The following is an 18,581-nucleotide window of genomic DNA, read 5'->3' as shown; positions in this document are numbered from 1 at the left end:
GCGTCGTGAGTAAACAGAAAAAAGGCGCGCCCGCATCGCTGCGGGCGCGCCCCGATCATTAGCGCTGAAGGGTGTTGGCGAAGTTGCCGTTGCCGCTCTGCAACACGGCCGAAACGTCGCTGGTGCCATTCTGCACGGTCAACGCCGTGTTGTTGTTTCCGGCCTGACCGACGTACGAATAGTTGTCGTTTCCGCTACCGCCGACCAGCGCATAGTTTTCGTTGCCCTGCTGCGCGATGAACGAATAGTTCCGGTCGCCGGACAGCGCAACGCCGGCCTCGTTGTTCTTGCCGGTCTGGTTGATGAACGAACGGTTACCGTCCGCACTGCCAGCGGTGTAGGTGACCGAGACGTTCCGGAAACCCTTCTGGTTGATTTCGCTGGTGTTCCCGGTGCCGTTGATCTCCACCGTCGCGCCGTTCTCTGCGGCTCCCGACGTCTTTGCTTCCTGCTGCACCAGCGACTTGTTGCCCGAACCGGTGATATCGACGAACGCGACGTTGGCGTTGTTGACCTGCAATACGGTCGAGTCGTTACGGGTGCCGTAATTTGCGTTGGACATCGTGACGTTGGCGAAGTTGCCGTTACCAGCGGCAGAAACGACCGAGTAGTTGCGATCTTCCGACTGCTCGACGTTGGCAGTGTTCGAATCGCCGATCTGCGCGATGTAAGACAGGTTCGAATTGCCGTTCGTGGTCGGATTTTCCACGGCCGTCGGCGCAATGGTCTGAGCGAAGGCGGGCGAAGCGATCGCGAGGAGCGAGGCCGAAGCGAGGACGAGAATCTTCATGGTTGTCATTCCTTCATGTTTAAGGTGATAACCATGCCGCCTTGCCGGGTAACCGGCCTGGTGCATGATCGTTGTTTTTCCACGGCAACGTTCCTTCACGGCGGGGTTGCAGCCCCGTCGTGAAGACCCCCTGTATCAATCGTATGCCGCGGGGGTACGGCCATTCGGTCGATCGTCACGCCTGTTGGGGCGCGCCTTTCAACCCGAATGTCTTGTCATGGCGACCCGGTCTTTCCCTTGTTGGGACCGCCTGCGTCCTGCAGTCGGTCGTGGGTCGCCACTATCTTGAGCGGCGGTGCGGCATCGGCTGCCTTCATCGCCGTCTGGATCTTTTCGGGCGCGAACTTGCCGTCGCGCTCCGCTGTATAGGCATTCACCAGCGCGGCGCCCGCGCCCGGCATCTTGAATTCCCACAGCTTCAATTCGACGCCTTCGAGCACCAGGCCGTACACCGCCTTTTCGATCGCCTGGCGCAGCGCCAGCTGATCGGGCTCGTTGGTGGTGACGCCCATCTCCGCCTCCAGCAGCTCCTTGAACGCGACGTAGCGGAAGGTGCTGGCATTGAGCGACCGCGAGGCGATCGTCTTGGACGCGGTCACCGTCGTCAGCACCTCACCGGTCCGCACCGACACGGCCCGCAGATACACGGTCACCGTGTCCTGCCGGTATTGCGTGCTGGCGCCGAGGCCCAGGAACGCCGCGCCGGCACCGCCGGTCACGGTATTGGTGTCGTAGCCGATCACGCCGCCTTCCAGCAGCACCCCGGCGAACAGCAGCGATGGCAGCGCCTGCGCATTCACCGCGGTTTCGCCGAGATAGCGTTCCCGCATTTCGCGGATCACCTGCCGCTCGCTCAACAGGTTCTTGAACTGCTCGCGCTCGACGACGGTGAACCATTGGCGATTGCCGGCATCCTGCAACGCCTTCATCAGGATCGATCCGGCGCCCTGCGTCACCGCCCGCGACAGCGTCTGCCCCTGTTCGCTCGGCTTGAACTGCCCGGTCTGGTCGCCGAAGCCGTAGACGGCGACCGCGACGGGGCGCGCCGGCGGCGGCAGCTGGTTCAACCGCACCTCGGTAGGCGTCTTGGCGGGGATGAAGGCCGCCGAGCCGACGTGCGACGGACCGTATTCGTACGGCGTACACGCCGCCAGGCTCATCAGGCCCGCCAGAAGAAGACACGACCGGCGCATCTCAGCTCGCCTTCACCAGCGTGGGGATCGTGATGGTCGTGACCTTGCCCGTGGTGGTGTCGGTGATCTGCAACTGCACGCTGTCCAGCCCGCGATCGAAGCGGACCGTCTGCCCGCCGAACTGGAGCACGCCGTTCTGCTGCGGGTTGGGACCGAAGATCGCGTTGACCACCTGCGAGGACAGCGCCGACAGCAGCTGCGATTGCAACTGGCGGGCGAAGATATCCGCCTGCGATTCGTTGGCGGCGTCGGCGGGATCCTTGTACTTGTTCTGGGCGTTTGCCTCGGCAAGCAGGTGGTTCGAATTGAACGGATTGCCGCCGAAGCGCGGATTGATCGGCTGGTAGGACAGGTCCTGCGCCCCCGCCGCCGACGATGCCAGCAGCGCGCCGCCGCATAGCATCATCCTGAAACCCCCTGCTTTCACCGTTGCCCCCATCCGCTGTGCGTTAATGCGTTGGCAACCCTCTACCCCCGAGTCGGCCCCAAGCCAAATATTACTTGGGGGTTAACAAATACGAGTTTGTCCCATTTCGACTTATCCCAATTCAACGCGATGATAATTCAGCATTTTTTTGTGCAATTGTAATTCACTCCGAATTGGTAATTGCGCATTACGATCGGCGCGACGGCAAAGCCCGTCATTGGCCTAGCCCTGATTTTCGATTTATTTACAATAGGTTAAGGCAACGAATCGCCCATCGGAACTTTTTTCCGGGTTCGAGAGTCGAGGCCGTGCATGCCGCCACCGGCAAGGACTTCGGGCAATGTTGCCTGCGGCTGACACTTGAGTCCTATTACGGCGAGGCGACCGCTTCATTATCAACGGGATATCGTGACACGCTGACAATGCCCGGCACGTTCCGGCGGTCGGCGCGTCCGAATTCACGCAAAAAAAAGCGGCCCGCCGGCAGGCGGGCCGCGTCATTTTCGACTCAGCAAGGGGCCGTTCGTCCGTCGTCCGGACGCGCGGCGATCAGCGTGCGATGCCGCCCGCCGCCAGCACCGCCAGCGTCACCAGCTCGCTGGCGGTGGAGGTCATCGGCGCGATCTGCACCGGCTTTTCCATGCCGATCAGCATCGGCCCGATGACGTTGTCGCCGCCCAGCTCGCGCAGCAGCTTGGCCGAGATATGCGCCGATTGCAGGCCGGGCATGATGAGGATGTTGGCCGGGCCGGAGAGGCGGGCGAACGGATAGTTCGCCAGCTGGCGCCGGTTGAGCGCCACGTCGGGCGGCATCTCGCCTTCATATTCGAAGCCGACGTTGCGCGAATCGAGCACCGACACCGCGTCGCGGATATTGTCGACCCAGGCGCCCTTGGGATTGCCGAAGGTCGAATAGCTCAGCATCGCGACGCGCGGCTCATGCCCCATGCGGCGCGCGACCTGCGCGGTCTGTTCGGCGAAGTCGGCCAGCTGTTCGCCGGTCGGCCGCTCGTTCACCGTGGTGTCGGCGATGAACACGGTGTGGCTCTGCCCGACCAGCACGTGGATGCCGAAGGGGGTGCGCCCCGCCTCGGGGTCGATCACGCGCTTCACCTGGCGCATCGATTCGGCCCAGGTGCGGGTGATGCCGGTAATCATCGCATCGGCTTCGCCCAGTTGCAGCAGCGCCGCGCCGAACACGTTGCGGTCCTGGTTGATCATCCGCTCGACATCGCGGCGCAGGTAGCCGCGGCGCTGGAGGCGGCCGTAGACGAAGTCGACCATCCTGGGGACCAGCGGCGAATGGCGGCTGTTGTGGACTTCATATTCCTGCGGATTGGCGACGCCCAGCGCCGCCAGCCGGTCGTAGACGTCGTCGCGCCCGACCAGCACCGGCGTGCCATAGCCACCTTCCTTGAAGGCGATGGCGGCGCGCAGCACCACCTCTTCCTCGCCCTCGGCGAACAGCACGCGCTTGGGCCGCGCCCGCGCGCCCTCATAGGCGAGGCTGAGCACCGACGTCGTCGGGTTGAGCCGCGCGCGCAGCTTCTGGCGATAGGCCTCCATGTCGAGGATCGGCTTGGTGGCGACGCCCGAGTCCATCGCCGCCTTGGCGACCGCTGAGGGGACGAGCTCCATCAGCCGCGGGTCGAACGGCGCCGGGATGATGTAGTCCGGCCCGAAGCTGTGCTGCACGCCATAGGCGATCGCCACCTCCTCCGGCACGCGTTCGCGGGCGAGTTCGGCGATGGCGCGGGCGGCGGCGATCTTCATCGCATCGTTGATCCCCGTCGCCCGCACGTCGAGCGCGCCGCGGAAGATGAAGGGGAAGCCGATGACGTTGTTGACCTGGTTCGGATAGTCCGACCGGCCGGTGGCGATGATCGCATCGGGTCGCGCCGCCTTGGCGAGTTCGGGCCGGATCTCGGGCTCCGGGTTGGCCATGGCGAAGATGATCGGCGCCTTGGCCATGTGGGTGACCATCTCGGGCTTCAGCGCGCCGGCGGCGGAGAGGCCGAGGAACACGTCCGCCCCCTCCAGCGCCTCGGTCAGCGTACGGCGGTCGGTGACCGCGGCATGCGCCGACTGCCACTGGTTCACGTCCTCGCGCCCCTGGTAGATCACGCCGGTGCGGTCGCACATGATGACGTGGTCGGCGCGCACGCCCATCGCCTTCATCAGCTCGGTGCAGGCGATCGCCGCCGCGCCCGCGCCGTTGACGACGATCTTGACCTCGTCCAGCCGCCGGCCGGTCAGCAGGCAGGCGTTGATGAGCCCCGCCGCGCAGATGATCGCGGTGCCGTGCTGGTCGTCGTGGAAGACGGGGATGTTCATCCGCTCGCGCAGCGTCTGCTCGATGATGAAGCATTCGGGCGCCTTGATGTCCTCAAGGTTGATGCCGCCGAAGGTCGGCTCCATCAGCTCGACCGCATCGATGAAGCGGTCGACGTCCTCGGTCTTCAGCTCGATATCGATCGAATCGACGTCGGCGAAGCGCTTGAACAGCACCGCCTTGCCCTCCATCACCGGCTTGGAGGCGAGCGCGCCCAGATTGCCCATGCCGAGGATCGCCGTGCCGTTCGAAATGACGGCGACGAGATTCCCCTTGGCGGTGTAATCGTAGGCGGTGGCGGGATCGTCCGCGATCGCCTGCACCGGCACCGCGACGCCGGGCGAATAGGCGAGCGCCAGGTCGCGCTGCGTCGCCATCGGCTTGGAGGCGATGATCTCGATCTTGCCCGGCCGCCCCTCCGAATGGAACAGCAGCGCCTCGCGCTCGGAGAATTGGACGGACGCTTCGTCGGACATGGGACCTCGCTGCCAGGGCTGACGTTACGGCTCTTGGCCAATTCGGACGGGGCTTTCAACCCGCGGCGAGCGCAGGTATGATCGCGGCATGAAGCACGAGGCCGGCTTATCCTCTCCCAAGATCCCCTTGCCGACCGCCGAGGATTTTGCGCGCGCCCGGGAAGGTTATGCGTCCGGCCGCGGCGTCGACCATATCGTGGTGCGCCAATGGCTTCGCACGTGGGGAGAACCGGGCCAGGTGCCATTCGAGGACTGGCTCGCCGCCCAGAATGGCTAGCGTCCTCTGGAGCAGGCAAGCACTGACCGACCTCAATGCGATCACGGCCTATATCCAGCAGTTCGATCCCGCTGCCGCCTTGCGCACCAGGGCCCGGCTGTCGGATCTGGGCGACAGCCTTATCGCTTTTCCGCATCGCGGCCGGCCGCGGGATGATGGCCGGCGCCAGCTGACGACGGCGCCGCCGCACATCATCACCTACGCCGTCGACGGGGACGAGGTGACGATCCTCTCCGTTCACCACGGCGCCCGCAACATAGACTGACGCACATGACCAATCCCACTCCCATGATGGCGCAGTACCTCGGCCTGAAGGCGGAGGCGGAGGATTGCCTGCTGTTCTACCGCATGGGCGATTTCTTCGAACTGTTCTTCGACGATGCCCGCATCGCCGCTCAGGTGCTCGATATCGCGCTGACCGCGCGCGGCGAGCATGACGGCGAGAAGATCCCGATGTGCGGCGTGCCGGTGCATGCCGCCACCGCCTATCTCCAGCGGCTCATCAAGGCCGGCCACCGCGTCGCCATCGCCGAACAGACCGAAACGCCCGCCGAGGCCAAGGCACGCGGCGGGTCGAAAGCCCTCGTCGCGCGCGGCATCGTCCGCGTCGTCACCGCCGGCACGCTGACCGAGGAAGCGCTGCTCGACGCGCGCGCCGACAATTGGTGCGTCGCGATCGGCGAGGCGGGCGGCGCCGTCGCCCTCGCCGCCGCCGACGTTTCGACCGGCCGCTTCGAGGTGATCGACTGCTCCGCGGACGCGCTCGGCGCCGAACTCGCCCGCCTCGCCGCGGCGGAGGTCGTCGCGGCGGAGACGAGCGACCACGCGCCCGCCGCCACCAGCCTGCGCCCACGCGCCGCGTTCGACAGCCACGCCGGCGAAGCGCGGCTGAAGGACCTGTTCGGCGTCGCCACGCTCGACGGCTTCGGCCAGTTCAGCCGCGCCGGCCTCGCCGCGGCGGGCGGCCTTGTCGCCTATCTCGATCATACCGCCAAGGGCGCCCTCCCCTTCCTCCGCCCGCCGCGCCTCGCCCGCGCCGCGGAGACGATGGCGATCGACGCGGCGACGCGCGAAAGCCTGGAGCTCACCTGCACCACCGGCGGCCAGCGCAAGGGCAGCCTGCTCGACTGCATCGACCGGACGGTGACGGGCGCCGGTGCCCGCGCGCTCGCCGGCGATCTCGGCGCGCCGTTGATGGACAAGGCGGCGATCGACGCGCGGCTCGACCTCGTCCAGCATTTCCACGACACGCCGGGCCAGCGCGAACAGGTCCGCGCCGCCCTGCGTGCGCTCCCCGACATCGGCCGCGCGCTGGGCCGCCTCGCGGCAGGGCGCGGAAGCCCGCGCGATCTCGGCCAGCTCCGTGACGGCCTCGACGGCGCCTGGCACCTCGGCGAGCGGCTGGCGCAGATCGACACGCCGCTGGCGCTGCTCAATCGCATCGCGCCGCGGCTGCGAGGCCATGGCGCGCTGATCGACCTGCTCAAGCGCGCCCTCGTGCCCGCGCCGCCGATCGACGCCGGCGACGGCGGCTATATCGCCGCCGGCTACGACCTCGCGTTGGACGACCTGCGCGATGCCGGTGCCGGCGGCCGCCGCGCCATCGCCGCGCTGGAAGCGGAGATGAAGACGGCGACCGGCATCGCGACGCTGAAGGTCCGCCACAACAACGTCCTCGGCTATCACGTCGAGGTGCCGGCACGCGCCGCCGACCCGCTGATGAAGCCCGACAGCGGCTTCACCCATCGCCAGACCCTGGCCGGCGTCGTCCGCTTCAACACCCCCGCACTGCACGAGGTCGCCGCCCGCGTCGCCCAGTCCGGCGCCCACGCCCTCGCCGCCGAGGCCGCGCACCTGGAGGAACTCACCGCCGCCGCGCTCGCCCAGCGCGAAGGGATCGCCGCCACCGCCGACGCGCTTGCCCGCATCGACGTCGCCGCCGCGCTCGCCGAACGCGCCGCGGAGGGGCAATGGGCGCGCCCCAGCCTCGCCGACCACGCCTGTTTCGACGTCGTCGGCGGCCGCCACCCGGTGGTCGAGGCGGCGGTGGCGCGCGCGGGCGACCGCTTCGTCGCCAACGACTGCACGCTGTCGCCCGACTCCCGCCTGTGGCTGGTCACCGGCCCCAACATGGGCGGCAAGTCGACCTTCCTGCGCCAGAACGCGCTGATCGCGGTGCTGGCGCAGGCGGGCAGCTACGTGCCCGCGACCAGCGCGACCTTGGGCCTCGTCGACCGCCTGTTCAGCCGCGTCGGCGCCTCCGACAATCTTGCCCGCGGCCGCTCGACCTTCATGGTCGAGATGGTGGAGACCGCCGCGATCCTCGCGCAGGCGACACCGCAGAGCTTCGTCATCCTCGACGAGGTCGGGCGCGGCACCTCGACCTATGACGGGCTCGCCATCGCCTGGGCGGTGGTGGAGGCGATCCATGAGGACAATCGCTGCCGCTGCCTGTTCGCGACGCACTACCACGAGCTCACCCGCCTCGCCGAACGTTGCGACGCGCTGACGCTCCACCACGTCCGCGCCCGCGAATGGAAGGGCGAGCTGGTGCTGCTCCACGAGCTGGGGCAAGGCCCGGCGGACCGCAGCTACGGCCTCGCCGTCGCCCGCCTCGCCGGCATGCCGCCCGCCACGGTCGCCCGCGCCAAGGCGGTGCTCGCCAAGCTGGAGGCAGGCCGCGCCAAGACGGGCGGCCTGGCCGCGGGCCTCGACGACCTGCCGCTCTTCGCCGCCGCCGCACAGGTGGAGGAGGAAACCTGCGACGCGATCCGCACCGAGGTGGAGGCGATCGACGTCGACGCCCTCACCCCGCGCGAGGCGCTGGATACCCTGTACCGGCTGAAGGCGCTGGCGCGGGAGGGGTGAACGGTGACCCTGCGGGACAAGCAGTGCGCAGGACGCTTGGGGAAACGCCCCCTCCACCACGCCCTGCGGGCGCGGTCCCCCTCCCCCGCTGAAGCTAGGGAGGACTTCCTCTCAGTCCTCCCCGCCAGGGCAATGCGGTGTCTGATCCGCGGCGGTGTTCTTTAATCCTCCGTCTTGCCGGACTTGGTCCGGCATCCACCGTCCCGCACACCCATACGCTATCGGTTTGCGGCGCGGTGGACCCCGGAACACGTCCGGGGTGACGGAGAATATGCGGATGGCATGCCCCTTCACCCGAAGCCGGCAGCCATCATCGCCATATGTGATAGCCCTCCCCCGCCAGGGGGAGGTGGCGCCGCGAAGCGGTGACGGAGGGGGAGGTCGGCGACGCACTCCGCGAAGATCCGGCACCGCAGCTGAAGCCGCCGATCGACATCCCCCCCTGTCCTACACACCAGCCTTCCGCTAAACTCCCATCCGTCATGCCGGCCCACCACCCCGCCCGCGACGCCGCCCTCTTCCTCGACGCCACCCGCAAACCCCCATTTCGAACGGGACGTAGTGGCAACTTCGCCAACTTCCGCGCCGCGAAGCAGGCGACTCGCCCATCTCCAGCGGCTATCCCGGTGCCATGAACAGCCGCTTCGATCACCTCCCCAACCGTCGCGCGATCGTCGATCGCCGGGCGCTCGCCGAACGGATCGCCGCCATCGATGCCAGCGACGCCCCCTTGCGCGCGCAGGCGACCGCGATCCTCAAGCAGGCGCTCGCCGATGGCCGGGCGGAGATCCAGCGCCGCCTCGCCGCCCACCCCTCGCGCGGGCTGGAGGCGTCCAATGCCCAGGCCTATCTCGTCGACCAGCTGCTGCGCGTGCTGTTCGATCTCGCCACGCAGCGGCTGCATCCGCTCCACAATCCGACCGCCGGCGAACGGCTGACGCTGATCGCGGTCGGCGGCTACGGCCGCGCGGAGATGGCGCCCTATTCGGATGTCGATATCGGATTCATCACCCCCGGCAAGCAGACGCCGTGGGCGGAGCAGGTCATCGAATCCATGCTCTATGCGTTGTGGGACACGGGGCTGAAGGTCGGCCATTCCAGCCGCTCGGTCGACGAGATGGTCCGCCAGTCGAAGGGCGACGTCACCATCCGCACCGCGCTGCTGGAGGCGCGCTACGTCACCGGCGACCAGCCGCTGTACGAAGAGGCGGCACGCCGCTTCAAGGCGGAGGTGCAGCACGGCACCGAACGCCAGTTCATCGCCGACAAGCTCGCCGAGCGCGACGCCCGCCACCGCAAGATGGGCGACACCCGCTATGTCGTCGAACCCAACGTCAAGGAGGGCAAGGGCGGCCTGCGCGACCTGCATGCGCTCTTCTGGATCGGCAAATACATCTACGACGTGCAGCGCGGCGCCGATCTGGTCGATGTCGGCCTGCTGACGGCGGAGGAATACAAGCTGTTCCACCGCGCCGACAATTTCCTGCAGGCGGTGCGTTGCCACCTGCACAGCGTCACCCGCCGCGCCGAAGATCGCCTGACCTTCGACGTGCAGCGGGAGATCGCGACCCGCATGCGCTTCTCCGACCGGCCGGGCAAACCCGCGGTCGAACGCTTCATGCAATATTACTTCCTCCAGGCGCGCACCGTCGGCGACCTCACCGGCGTGTTCCTGGCGCATCTCGACGAACGGTTCGCGGCGCGCGGGCGGCGTTTCGGCCTGCCGACGATCCGGCGCCGGCCGGGCAAGCTGCACGGCTTCGTGCTCGACCGCGGCCGGCTGGCGTTGCCGCGCGACAGCTTCTTCGCCGAAGACCCGGTGCGCCTGATCGAGATCTTCCAGCTCGCCGACCTGCACGGGGTCGAGATCCATCCGCTGGCGATGCGGGCCGCCAATCGCGATGCACGGCTGATCGCCGCCCATCGCCGCGATCCCCGCGCCAACGCGCTGTTCCTCGACGTGCTGACCAGCCCGCGCGATCCCGAACTGGTGCTGCGCTGGATGAACGAGGCCGGGGTCTTCGGCCGCTTCGTGCCCGATTTCGGCCGTGTCGTCGCGCAGATGCAGTTCGACATGTACCACCATTACACCGTCGACGAACACACCATCCGCGCGATCGGCCTGCTCGCCCGGATCGACAAGGGCGCGCTGAAGGAGGACCATCCCCTGTCCTCCGCCATCATCAAGCACATCGTCTCGCGCCGGGTGCTCTATGTCGCGGTGCTGCTCCACGACATCGCCAAGGGGCGCGGCGGCGACCATTCCATCCTGGGGGCGGAGGTTGCCGAGCGGCTGTGTCCGCGCTTCGGCCTGTCTCCTGCCGAAACGGAGACGGTCGCATGGCTGGTCCGCTGGCACCTGCTCATGTCGGCGACGGCGTTCAAGCGCGACCTGTCGGATTTCAAGACGATCCTCGATTTCTGCGAGGTGGTGCAGAGCCCGGAGCGGCTGCGGCTGCTGCTGGTTCTCACCATCGTCGATATCCGGGCGGTCGGGCCGGGGACGTGGAACGGCTGGAAGCGCCAGCTGCTCGCCGACCTGTTCGAGGCGGCGGAAGAGGTGCTGCGCCTCGGCCACAAGCAGCGCGGCCGGACGGAGCGGATCGCGACGCGGCAGGCGACGCTGCAAACGGCGCTGGGTTGGGACGATGCCCGCTTCGCCGGCTTCGTCCGCCGCTTTCCGGAGGCCTATTGGATCGCCGAGCCCGACGACGTGCTGGCGCACAATGCCCGCCTCATCGACGCCGCGGGCGATGCCCAGCTGTCGATCGATGCGCAGGTCTATACCATGCGCGGCGCAACTTTGGTCACCATCTATGCCGCCGATCACCCAGGCCTGTTCTACCGCATCGCCGGTGCGATCCATGTCGCGGGCGGCAACATCATCGATGCGCGCATCCACACGACGCGTGACGGCATGGCGATCGACAATTTCCTGGTGCAGGACCCGTTCGGCCGCCCGTTCGACGATCCAGGCCAGCTTGCCCGCCTGAGGACCGCGATCGAGGATGCGCTCGCCAATCGCGGCAAGCTCGCCGACCGGCTGGTCGCCAAGCCCGCGCCGCGCACCCGCGCCGACGCCTTCGAGATCGTGCCCAACGTGCTGATCGACAATCGCGCCTCGAACCGCTTCACCGTGATCGAGGTCAACGCCCGCGACCGGCCGGCGCTGCTCAACCAGCTGGCGCATGCGCTGTTCCAGTCCAAGGTGACGCTCCATTCCGCGCACGTCGCCACCTACGGCGAACGCGCGGTCGACACCTTCTACGTCACCGACCTGACCGGCGACCGGATCGAGGCGCCCGTCCGCCTCAAGGCGCTGGAAAAGCGGCTGCGCACCGCCGCGGCCGGCGAGACGATGGAGGTCGCGGCCTGAACGCCAAAAGAAAGGGCCGGTCCGCATCGCTGCGGCCGGCCCAGGTGGTCGTTGCCTGTTGAAAGATCAGAAGCGTGCGCGGATCGTCGCGCCGTAGGTCCGCGGCTCGGCCAGATATTGCGAGAACAGCTGCCGCCCGCCGGGATATTGCGGATCCTGGAACGCGGCGGTGGCGGCGCCTTCCTGGAACGGCGAATTGAAGGCGACCTGGGCATAATCGACATTGGTCAGGTTCTGCGCCCAGAATTCCAGGCTGAACTTCTCGTCCGGGGTCCTGAGGCCGATACGGGCGTTGACGATCGCATAGCCATCCTGCGCCTTCTGCGGGAACAGGTCGGACCCGGTGTTATAGTCGCTGGTCATGCGCGTATCGACGTAGAACAGCGCCGAATAACCGCCGCCGATCTGCGGCGTCCACGACGCCGACGACGTCGCGACGATGTCCGCCGAGTTCGACAGGTTGCGCCCCGGCAGCAGGCGCAGCGCCTGGTCGAGCGGCGCGCCCGCCGAAGTACCGACCAGCTGGTTGCGATAACCGGTATCGGTCAGCGTCAGGCCCATGGTGACGCGGAAATCACGCGCCGGCACCAGCGAGGCTTCCAGCTCGACACCCTTCGAGCGCACGCCATAGCCGACATCGCCCGCCGGGCAGGCGCCAGTGGTGCTCGCCGCGGCATTGTAGTTGCTGGCGCCGGTGAACTTGCTCTGGTCGCGATCGCCGCCGTTGAGGCTCGAGGAGCAGCCGTTGATGTTCTGGACCAGGAAAACGGTGCCGTTGAAGGTATTCAGCTGGAAGTTGCTGAAATCCTGGATGAACGCCGCCGCCGACAGGCTGAACGGACCGGTCGCGTACTTGGCGCCGATTTCATAGGCGTTGACCGTTTCCGGCGCGAATTGCAGCGCGTTGGCAAGCGCCTGCGCGCCACCCGATGCCGAGAAGGGCAGGATCGGCGATTTCAGCGCCGAACGATCGAGGTTGAAGCCGCCCGCCTTGTAGCCGCGCGAATAGCTGCCGTAGAGGAGCAGGTCGTCGATCGGCTTCCACGACAGGATCGCGGTGCCGGTGAACTTGTCTTCCTTGCGCCGGCTGTTGATCGTGACGCCGTTCAGTTCGGCGGTCGAATTGCCCTGGCACGACAGCCCGATGATGCCGCCCGCCGTCGCGGCGAGGCCGGCGTTGGACAGGAACGGCAGCAGCGCACGCTGGTTGGCGACGCAGCCGACGTTGTCGTTGGTGAAGCTGGCGTCGAACCGCTTGCGCTCGTTGGTGTAGCGCACGCCCAGCGTCAGATCGACGGTGCTGGTGACGTGGAAGATGTTGTGCGTGAACAGCGCCCAGTTGCGGCTGTTCTGGTTGTAGACGTCGCGGGTCGAGCCCTTGTCGTTGATCGCGTCGAGCGTGTCGATCGCGCCGACGATGGTCGCGCCCGCAGCGCCGAACGGCGATGCGACGCCCGGCACCGCGCCACTCAGCACCGCGCGGCCCGTCGCGCTCAGGCACCCGGCGTTGCCAGGCGCATAGAATTGCGCCAGGGCGCTGCCCGAAACCAGGCGGCACGTCGCAAACCGCCCGTATTGTGTGCCGAAGCGCAGGTTGTCGAGCACGCGCAGGTCTTCGTTGGCGAAGAATCCGCCGACCAGCCAGTCGAGCTTTTCGTCGAACAGCGAGCCGTTCAGGCGCAGTTCCTGGGTAAAGGTCCTGAAGCGGCGGGCGGAATTGCCGTTGGCGGCACGATAGAGGATGTCGACGCGGCTATAGTCCGTGTCCGATCCCTGGCTCGAATCATAGTCGCGATAGGCGGTGATCGACGTCAGCTTGGTGGTGCCGAAGGTCCAGTCGAGTTGCCCCGACACACCCCAATCCTTGGTGATGCCGGCGAAGCTGCGACCCGGGCTCACCGACACCTCGCGGCTGTAGCCGGCGTTGTTGACCAGGCCGAGCGGCTGGCCGAGATCGCGGATGACGTTGACGATGTTGTTGCCGGCGTTGCCAGCGGCGAGCCCGGCGTTCACCGATGCGACCGGATCGTTGAGGTTGCCGACCGCGGGATTGACGCTGCGATCGACATAGGTCGCAGCGCAGCACTTCTCGTCGCGATGCGTATAGTCGCCGATCAGGCGGAAGCTGATGTCGCTGCTCGGTTCGAACAACAGCTGGCCGCGCACGAAGTAGCGGTTCCGATCGTTGACGTCGGTGTTGTTGGTATAATCATGGTAGAAGCCGTCGCGCTTCACGTAGACACCGTCGACACGCGCGGCGATCGTTTCGCTGAGTGGGAGGTTCAGGTTGCCGGCGACGCGGTAGAAATTATAGTTGCCATAGGTCGCTTCGGCACCGCCGCTGAACCCGGCGAAGGATGGCGCCTTGCTGATGATGCTGATGAGGCCCGCCGAGGAATTGCGGCCGCCCAGCGTGCCTTGCGGGCCGCGCAGCACCTCGACCCGGTCGATCTCGCCCAGTTCGGTCAGGCCGATGCCCGAGCGCGAGCGATAGACGCCGTCGATGAACACCGCGACCGAGCTTTCGAGGCCGGGATTGTCGCCGACCGTGCCGATGCCGCGGATGCGCGCGGAGCCATTGGCTTCCGAACCGGTGGACGACACCAGCAGCGACGGGGCGAGCTGGTTGAGCTGACGGATGTCGTTGGCACCCGAATTCTGCAGCGTTTCCGCCGAGATGGCGGACACGGCCACCGGCACGTCGGCAAGCGCCTGCGCACGGCCTTGCGCGGTGACGACGATATCGGCCTGGTTGGTGTCGTCCTGCGTCACCGCGCCGGCTGCGGTCGGGGACGTGGTCTGCGTCGCCGGGCTGGACGGCTCCGGCGAATTGTTCTGCGCCAGGGCGGGCGTCGCCACGGCGATGGTGGCAGCCGACAGCAGGTACGCGGCAAGACGCATGGGCTCTCTCTCCTGAACGATTTCGCTTTTTCGAATATCGGGTTTTCTTTTGAAGCTAGGGTCGCCGAGGGGCGAACGTCTAGCTTTTTATAACCCGGTATCCGCAATTTCGAACGGAGTGTCGCCAAAGCGCAACACCGGGCCCGTTGCCGGACCCGGTGTTCGAAATGACCTGACGTTACGGAAAGTCACAAAGGTCGCGCCGAAGCGCAGTGTTTTACTTGGGCGCGAGGACCATCAGCATCTGACGGCCTTCCATCCGCGGATAGGCCTCCACCTTGGCGACCTCGGCGACCTGCTCCGCGACGCGCTGGAGCACGGCCATGCCGAGCTGCCCGTGGCTGAGCTCACGACCGCGGAAGCGCATGGTGACCTTCACCTTGTCGCCTTCCTCGATGAACTCGGCGACCTTCTTCATCTTGGTGTCGTAATCGTGGTCGTCGATGTTCGGACGCATCTTGATCTCCTTGATCTCCTGCGTCTTCTGCGACTTGCGGGCGAGATTCGCCTTTTTCTGCGCCTCGTACTTGAACTTGCCGACGTCGAGGAACTTGGCGACGGGCGGATCGGCGTTGGGCGACACCTCGACCAGATCGAGGCCGACCTCCTGCGCCTGCGCCATCGCCTCGCGCGTGTACATCACGCCAAGATTCTCGCCCTCATGGTCGATGACGCGGACCTTGGGGCTCTGGATCCACTCGTTGAAACGGGGACCATTCATCGGCGGCGCCTGGTTCGGCCGGCGCATCATGGGAGGACGTATGGGTATTGCTCCTGTGGTGGTTTGCCGCCTGATATAGGCGATCGGCACCGATTTTGAAAGAGCACCGCCTCTCCCATTTGTTGGGAAAGGCGGGTTGCGTCACCGCAGGTCGGGCGGTGTCGCCTCGTCGCGCAGCATAGCGACCGCTTCGTCCATGGTCACGATCTGCTGCGCCTGGCTGCCCAGGCGGCGGATGGCGACCTTCCCTTCCTCCGCCTCGCGTTTGCCGACGACGAGCAGCACCGGCACCTTGGCGACTGAATGCTCACGGACCTTGTAGTTGATCTTCTCGTTGCGAAGATCGGTTTCGACGCGGATGCCGGCCTTGCGCAGCGTCGCCGCCACCTCCTCGGCATAGCCATCGGCGTCGGACACGATCGTCGCCACCACCGCCTGCACCGGCGACAGCCATAGCGGGAAGCGGCCGGCGTGGTGTTCGATCAGGATGCCGATGAACCGTTCGAAGGTGCCGAGGATCGCGCGGTGCAGCATGACGGGGCGGTGGCGGTTGCCGTCTTCGCCGACATAGCTCGCGTCGAGCCGTTCGGGCAGCACGCGGTCGGACTGGATGGTGCCCACCTGCCAGGTGCGGCCGATGGCGTCGGTGAGATGGAATTCGAGCTTGGGAGCGTAGAAGGCGCCTTCGCCCTCCAGTTCCTCGAATTTCGCCTTGATCGAATCGGACAGGCCGGACGCCAGCACCGCCTCGCGCAGCTCCGCCTCCGCCTTGTCCCACATCGCATCGTCGCCGAAGCGCTTTTCGGGGCGCAGCGCCAGCTTCACGGCGTAATCCTCGAAGCCGAGATCCCGATAGACGCTGTCCAGCAGCTCGCAGAACTTGCGCACCTCCTCGACCAGCTGGTCCTCGCGCACGAAGATATGTGCGTCGTCCTGCGTGAACTGGCGGACGCGCATGATGCCGTGCAACGCGCCATGCGGCTCGTTGCGGTGGCAGCAGCCGAATTCGGCCATGCGGATGGGCAGGTCGCGGTACGATTTGATGCCCTGCTTGAAGATCAGCACATGCGCCGGGCAGTTCATCGGCTTGAGGGCCATCAGGTCGCCTTCGCCGGACAGCACCGCACCCTCGTCCTCGGTGTTGGGCACCTCGTCGGGCACGACGAACATGTTCTCGCGATACTTGCCCCAGTGGCCGGACTGTTCCCACTGGCGCGCATCCATCAGCTGCGGCGTCTTGACCTCGGCATAGTCGGCGGCGTCGAGGCGGCGGCGCATATAGGCTTCCATCTGCCGCCACAGCACGAAGCCCTTGGGGTGCCAGAACACCGACCCTTGCGCCTCCGACTGGAGGTGGAACAGGTCCATCTCCTGCCCGATCTTGCGATGGTCGCGCTTGGCCGCCTCTTCCAGCATGAACAGGTGCTGGTCCAGCTGCTTCTTGTTGAGCCAGCCGGTGCCGTAGATGCGGCTGAGCATCGCGTTCTTCTGGTCGCCGCGCCAATAGGCGCCCGACACGCGCGTCAGCTTGAAGGCATTCGGGTCGAGCTTGCCGGTCGACACCATGTGCGGGCCGCGGCACATGTCGAGCCACTCGCCCTGGCGATAGATCGTCAGCTCCTCGCCCTCGGGCAATTCGGCAGCCCATTCGGCCTTGAACGTCTCGCCCTGCTGCGTCCAGGTGTCGATCAGCTGTTCGCGGCTCCACACCTCGCGCGTGAAGGGTTCGTTCTTCGCGATGATGCGGCGCATCTCCGCCTCGATCGCGGGCAGGTCGTCCTCGGTGAAGGGGCGATCCTTGGGCGCAAAATCATAATAAAAGCCGTCGTCGGTCGCGGGGCCGAAGGTGATCTGCGTACCGGGGAACAGGTGCTGCACCGCCTCCGCCATGACGTGGGCGAGATCGTGACGGACGAGTTCCAGCGCGTCCGCCTCGTCCTTTGCGGTGACGAGCGCGAGCTGCGTGTCGCCGTCGAACGGGCGATTGAGGTCGCGGACCTGCCCGTCGATGCGCGCGGCCAGTGCCGCCTTGGCGAGGCCCGGCCCGATCGCGGCGGCCACGTCCGCGGGGGTAGTCCCGGGCGCAACCTCGCGGACGGAACCGTCGGGCAGCGTGATGCGGAACATGGCGGACATGGGAGACTTTCGATTTGGGAAGCGCGCGAAATATCCCCCCGATAGCATATTTGCAAATCCTCCCCGGCACGGGGAGGTGGCGCCGCGAAGCGGTGACGGAGGGGGCTTCCACCAGGGGTGTCCTATGTGGATGCCCCCCTGCACCACCCGCCTTCGGCGGGCGGTCCCCAGCGGCGGGTCGGATCGTCCCCCGAACGATCCTCGACCACGCGGGGCGTGGTCGACCCGCCGCTCCGTACCGGGGAAGATTTAGGTGAGGCCGAACGGCACCACGTGGTTGCCTTGCGTGTGGCCGATCTCCGCGCGGCCTAGGTACGGCACGCCCAGATCCCGGCACCAGCGGCGGATCATATACTCCAGCGTCTCGCCCCATTCGGGTTCGTTGGGCTGGATCGCGGTGACGCCGCCCAATCGCACGCCGGCGATGCCCTTCAGCTGGGTCGCGTGGCCCATGTGGAAGAGCAGCCGGTCGATATTGTACATCGGTTCGGACACCTCCTCGATCAGCAGCACGTGATCGGCAAGGTCGGGCAGATAGGGCGTGCCGATCAGCGCGCCGAGGATCGACAGGTTGAACGCCGCCGCAGGACGCCCGTCGAGCCCCGGCTCCAGCCCCGTCCGATCGCCGCGCGCGAGCCAGCCGAGCGAGCGGGCGATCGTCTGGTCGCCGTGCTGGCGGCGAATATCGCTCGCCATCGGGCCGTGCGCCGGGCGGCCGATCCGCGCCGCGTAGAGCGCGCCGAGCAGGAAGCCCATGTCCGAATAGCCGAGGTAGCTCTTGTGCCGCGCCGCCGGCCCCAGCTGCGGCATCACCAGCGGCAGGATGCGGTTGGAGCCATAGCCGCCGCGCAGGAACCAGATCGCATCGAAGCCGGGATCGTTGGCGAATTCGAGGAAGGCGGCGGCGCGGCGCGCATCGTCGCCGGCGAAATGGCCGGCGACCTCCCAGCATTGCGGATGCACGACCAGCTCGACCTCGGGATAGGCGAGCGCGGCGAAGGCGATGAACGGCGCCTCGGCATCCTTGTTGCCGATGCTGGCCGGCGCCACCACTCCAATCCGCATCGCGATCCCGCCCCGTCTC

12 protein-coding genes are annotated in these 18,581 nt (G+C 66.9%); 4 read left to right on the top strand and 8 right to left on the bottom strand.

Features of this window, described 5'->3' with window-relative positions; translation table 11 throughout:
• Window positions 1-58: 58 nt before the first annotated feature.
• The 4 genes from AC4GY7_RS07690 to AC4GY7_RS07675 all read right to left on the bottom strand — a co-directional run bounded on the left by AC4GY7_RS07690 (window position 59) and on the right by AC4GY7_RS07675 (window position 5,218).
• The gene (locus tag AC4GY7_RS07690; protein WP_491112864.1) at window positions 59-790 is read right to left on the bottom strand and encodes a hypothetical protein; all 732 of its coding nucleotides are present in this window, start codon (window positions 788-790) and stop codon (window positions 59-61) included.
• A 215-nt stretch (window positions 791-1,005) separates the two neighbouring features.
• Complete coding sequence (locus AC4GY7_RS07685) at window positions 1,006-1,950, bottom strand: CsgG/HfaB family protein (protein ID WP_491112863.1); 945 nt, start codon at window positions 1,948-1,950, stop codon at window positions 1,006-1,008.
• Window positions 1,951-1,984: 34 nt separating this feature from the next.
• Complete coding sequence (locus AC4GY7_RS07680; protein WP_491112862.1) at window positions 1,985-2,389, bottom strand: curli assembly protein CsgF; 405 nt, start codon at window positions 2,387-2,389, stop codon at window positions 1,985-1,987.
• Between the two features lie 570 nt (window positions 2,390-2,959).
• Entirely contained in the window at window positions 2,960-5,218 is a 2,259-nt protein-coding gene (locus AC4GY7_RS07675; protein ID WP_491112861.1) for an NADP-dependent malic enzyme, read from the bottom strand.
• Between the two features lie 88 nt (window positions 5,219-5,306).
• Here AC4GY7_RS07675 and AC4GY7_RS07670 point away from each other — a divergent pair, with 88 nt between their 5' ends.
• From AC4GY7_RS07670 to AC4GY7_RS07655, 4 genes are all read left to right on the top strand, one after another.
• Window positions 5,307-5,495: a hypothetical protein gene (locus AC4GY7_RS07670; protein WP_443583984.1), complete on the top strand. Its 189-nt coding sequence runs from the start codon at window positions 5,307-5,309 to the stop codon at window positions 5,493-5,495.
• Window positions 5,488-5,760 (top strand): type II toxin-antitoxin system RelE/ParE family toxin, encoded by a 273-nt coding sequence (locus AC4GY7_RS07665; RefSeq protein WP_491112860.1) that lies wholly within the window; start codon window positions 5,488-5,490, stop codon window positions 5,758-5,760. Before AC4GY7_RS07670 ends, AC4GY7_RS07665 begins: the two co-directional genes overlap by 8 nt.
• 23 nt (window positions 5,761-5,783) lie before the next feature.
• A complete protein-coding gene (gene mutS / locus AC4GY7_RS07660; RefSeq protein ID WP_491113704.1) occupies window positions 5,784-8,363 on the top strand; it encodes a DNA mismatch repair protein MutS in 2,580 nt (859 codons plus the stop codon).
• A 631-nt stretch (window positions 8,364-8,994) separates the two neighbouring features.
• Window positions 8,995-11,739 (top strand): [protein-PII] uridylyltransferase, encoded by a 2,745-nt coding sequence (locus AC4GY7_RS07655; RefSeq protein WP_491112859.1) that lies wholly within the window; start codon window positions 8,995-8,997, stop codon window positions 11,737-11,739.
• Window positions 11,740-11,805: 66 nt separating this feature from the next.
• Here the strand turns inward: AC4GY7_RS07655 and AC4GY7_RS07650 are convergent, their stop codons facing one another.
• From AC4GY7_RS07650 to AC4GY7_RS07635, 4 genes are all read right to left on the bottom strand, one after another.
• Entirely contained in the window at window positions 11,806-14,640 is a 2,835-nt protein-coding gene (locus AC4GY7_RS07650; RefSeq protein ID WP_491112858.1) for a TonB-dependent receptor, read from the bottom strand.
• Between the two features lie 217 nt (window positions 14,641-14,857).
• Entirely contained in the window at window positions 14,858-15,391 is a 534-nt protein-coding gene (gene infC / locus AC4GY7_RS07645; RefSeq protein ID WP_443583988.1) for a translation initiation factor IF-3, read from the bottom strand.
• 111 nt (window positions 15,392-15,502) lie between these two features.
• Window positions 15,503-17,497, bottom strand: coding sequence for a threonine--tRNA ligase (thrS, locus tag AC4GY7_RS07640; RefSeq protein WP_491112857.1), 1,995 nt, complete (start codon window positions 17,495-17,497; stop codon window positions 15,503-15,505).
• Window positions 17,498-17,746: 249 nt separating this feature from the next.
• Window positions 17,747-18,562, bottom strand: coding sequence for an LD-carboxypeptidase (locus AC4GY7_RS07635; protein WP_491112856.1), 816 nt, complete (start codon window positions 18,560-18,562; stop codon window positions 17,747-17,749).
• Window positions 18,563-18,581: the final 19 nt, after the last annotated feature.

This window comes from Sphingomonas sp. SP5, from assembly GCF_058313455.1.
Note: the sequence above shows the minus strand (reverse complement) of the source record. Positions and strands in the feature narration are given on the sequence as shown.

What these genes read in the sequence shown, in the direction of transcription:
- AC4GY7_RS07690 (WP_491112864.1), bottom strand. Translation starts at nt 790, where the DNA reads ATGAAGATTCTCGTCCTCGCTTCGGCCTCGCTCCTCGCGATCGCTTCG.
- AC4GY7_RS07685 (WP_491112863.1), bottom strand. Translation starts at nt 1,950, where the DNA reads ATGAGCCTGGCGGCGTGTACGCCGTACGAATACGGTCCGTCGCACGTC.
- AC4GY7_RS07680 (WP_491112862.1), bottom strand. Translation starts at nt 2,389, where the DNA reads ATGATGCTATGCGGCGGCGCGCTGCTGGCATCGTCGGCGGCGGGGGCG.
- AC4GY7_RS07675 (WP_491112861.1), bottom strand. Translation starts at nt 5,218, where the DNA reads ATGTCCGACGAAGCGTCCGTCCAATTCTCCGAGCGCGAGGCGCTGCTG.
- AC4GY7_RS07670 (WP_443583984.1), top strand. Translation starts at nt 5,307, where the DNA reads ATGAAGCACGAGGCCGGCTTATCCTCTCCCAAGATCCCCTTGCCGACC.
- AC4GY7_RS07665 (WP_491112860.1), top strand. Translation starts at nt 5,488, where the DNA reads ATGGCTAGCGTCCTCTGGAGCAGGCAAGCACTGACCGACCTCAATGCG.
- mutS (WP_491113704.1), top strand. Translation starts at nt 5,784, where the DNA reads ATGATGGCGCAGTACCTCGGCCTGAAGGCGGAGGCGGAGGATTGCCTG.
- AC4GY7_RS07655 (WP_491112859.1), top strand. Translation starts at nt 8,995, where the DNA reads ATGAACAGCCGCTTCGATCACCTCCCCAACCGTCGCGCGATCGTCGAT.
- AC4GY7_RS07650 (WP_491112858.1), bottom strand. Translation starts at nt 14,640, where the DNA reads ATGCGTCTTGCCGCGTACCTGCTGTCGGCTGCCACCATCGCCGTGGCG.
- infC (WP_443583988.1), bottom strand. Translation starts at nt 15,391, where the DNA reads ATGATGCGCCGGCCGAACCAGGCGCCGCCGATGAATGGTCCCCGTTTC.
- thrS (WP_491112857.1), bottom strand. Translation starts at nt 17,497, where the DNA reads ATGTCCGCCATGTTCCGCATCACGCTGCCCGACGGTTCCGTCCGCGAG.
- AC4GY7_RS07635 (WP_491112856.1), bottom strand. Translation starts at nt 18,562, where the DNA reads ATGCGGATTGGAGTGGTGGCGCCGGCCAGCATCGGCAACAAGGATGCC.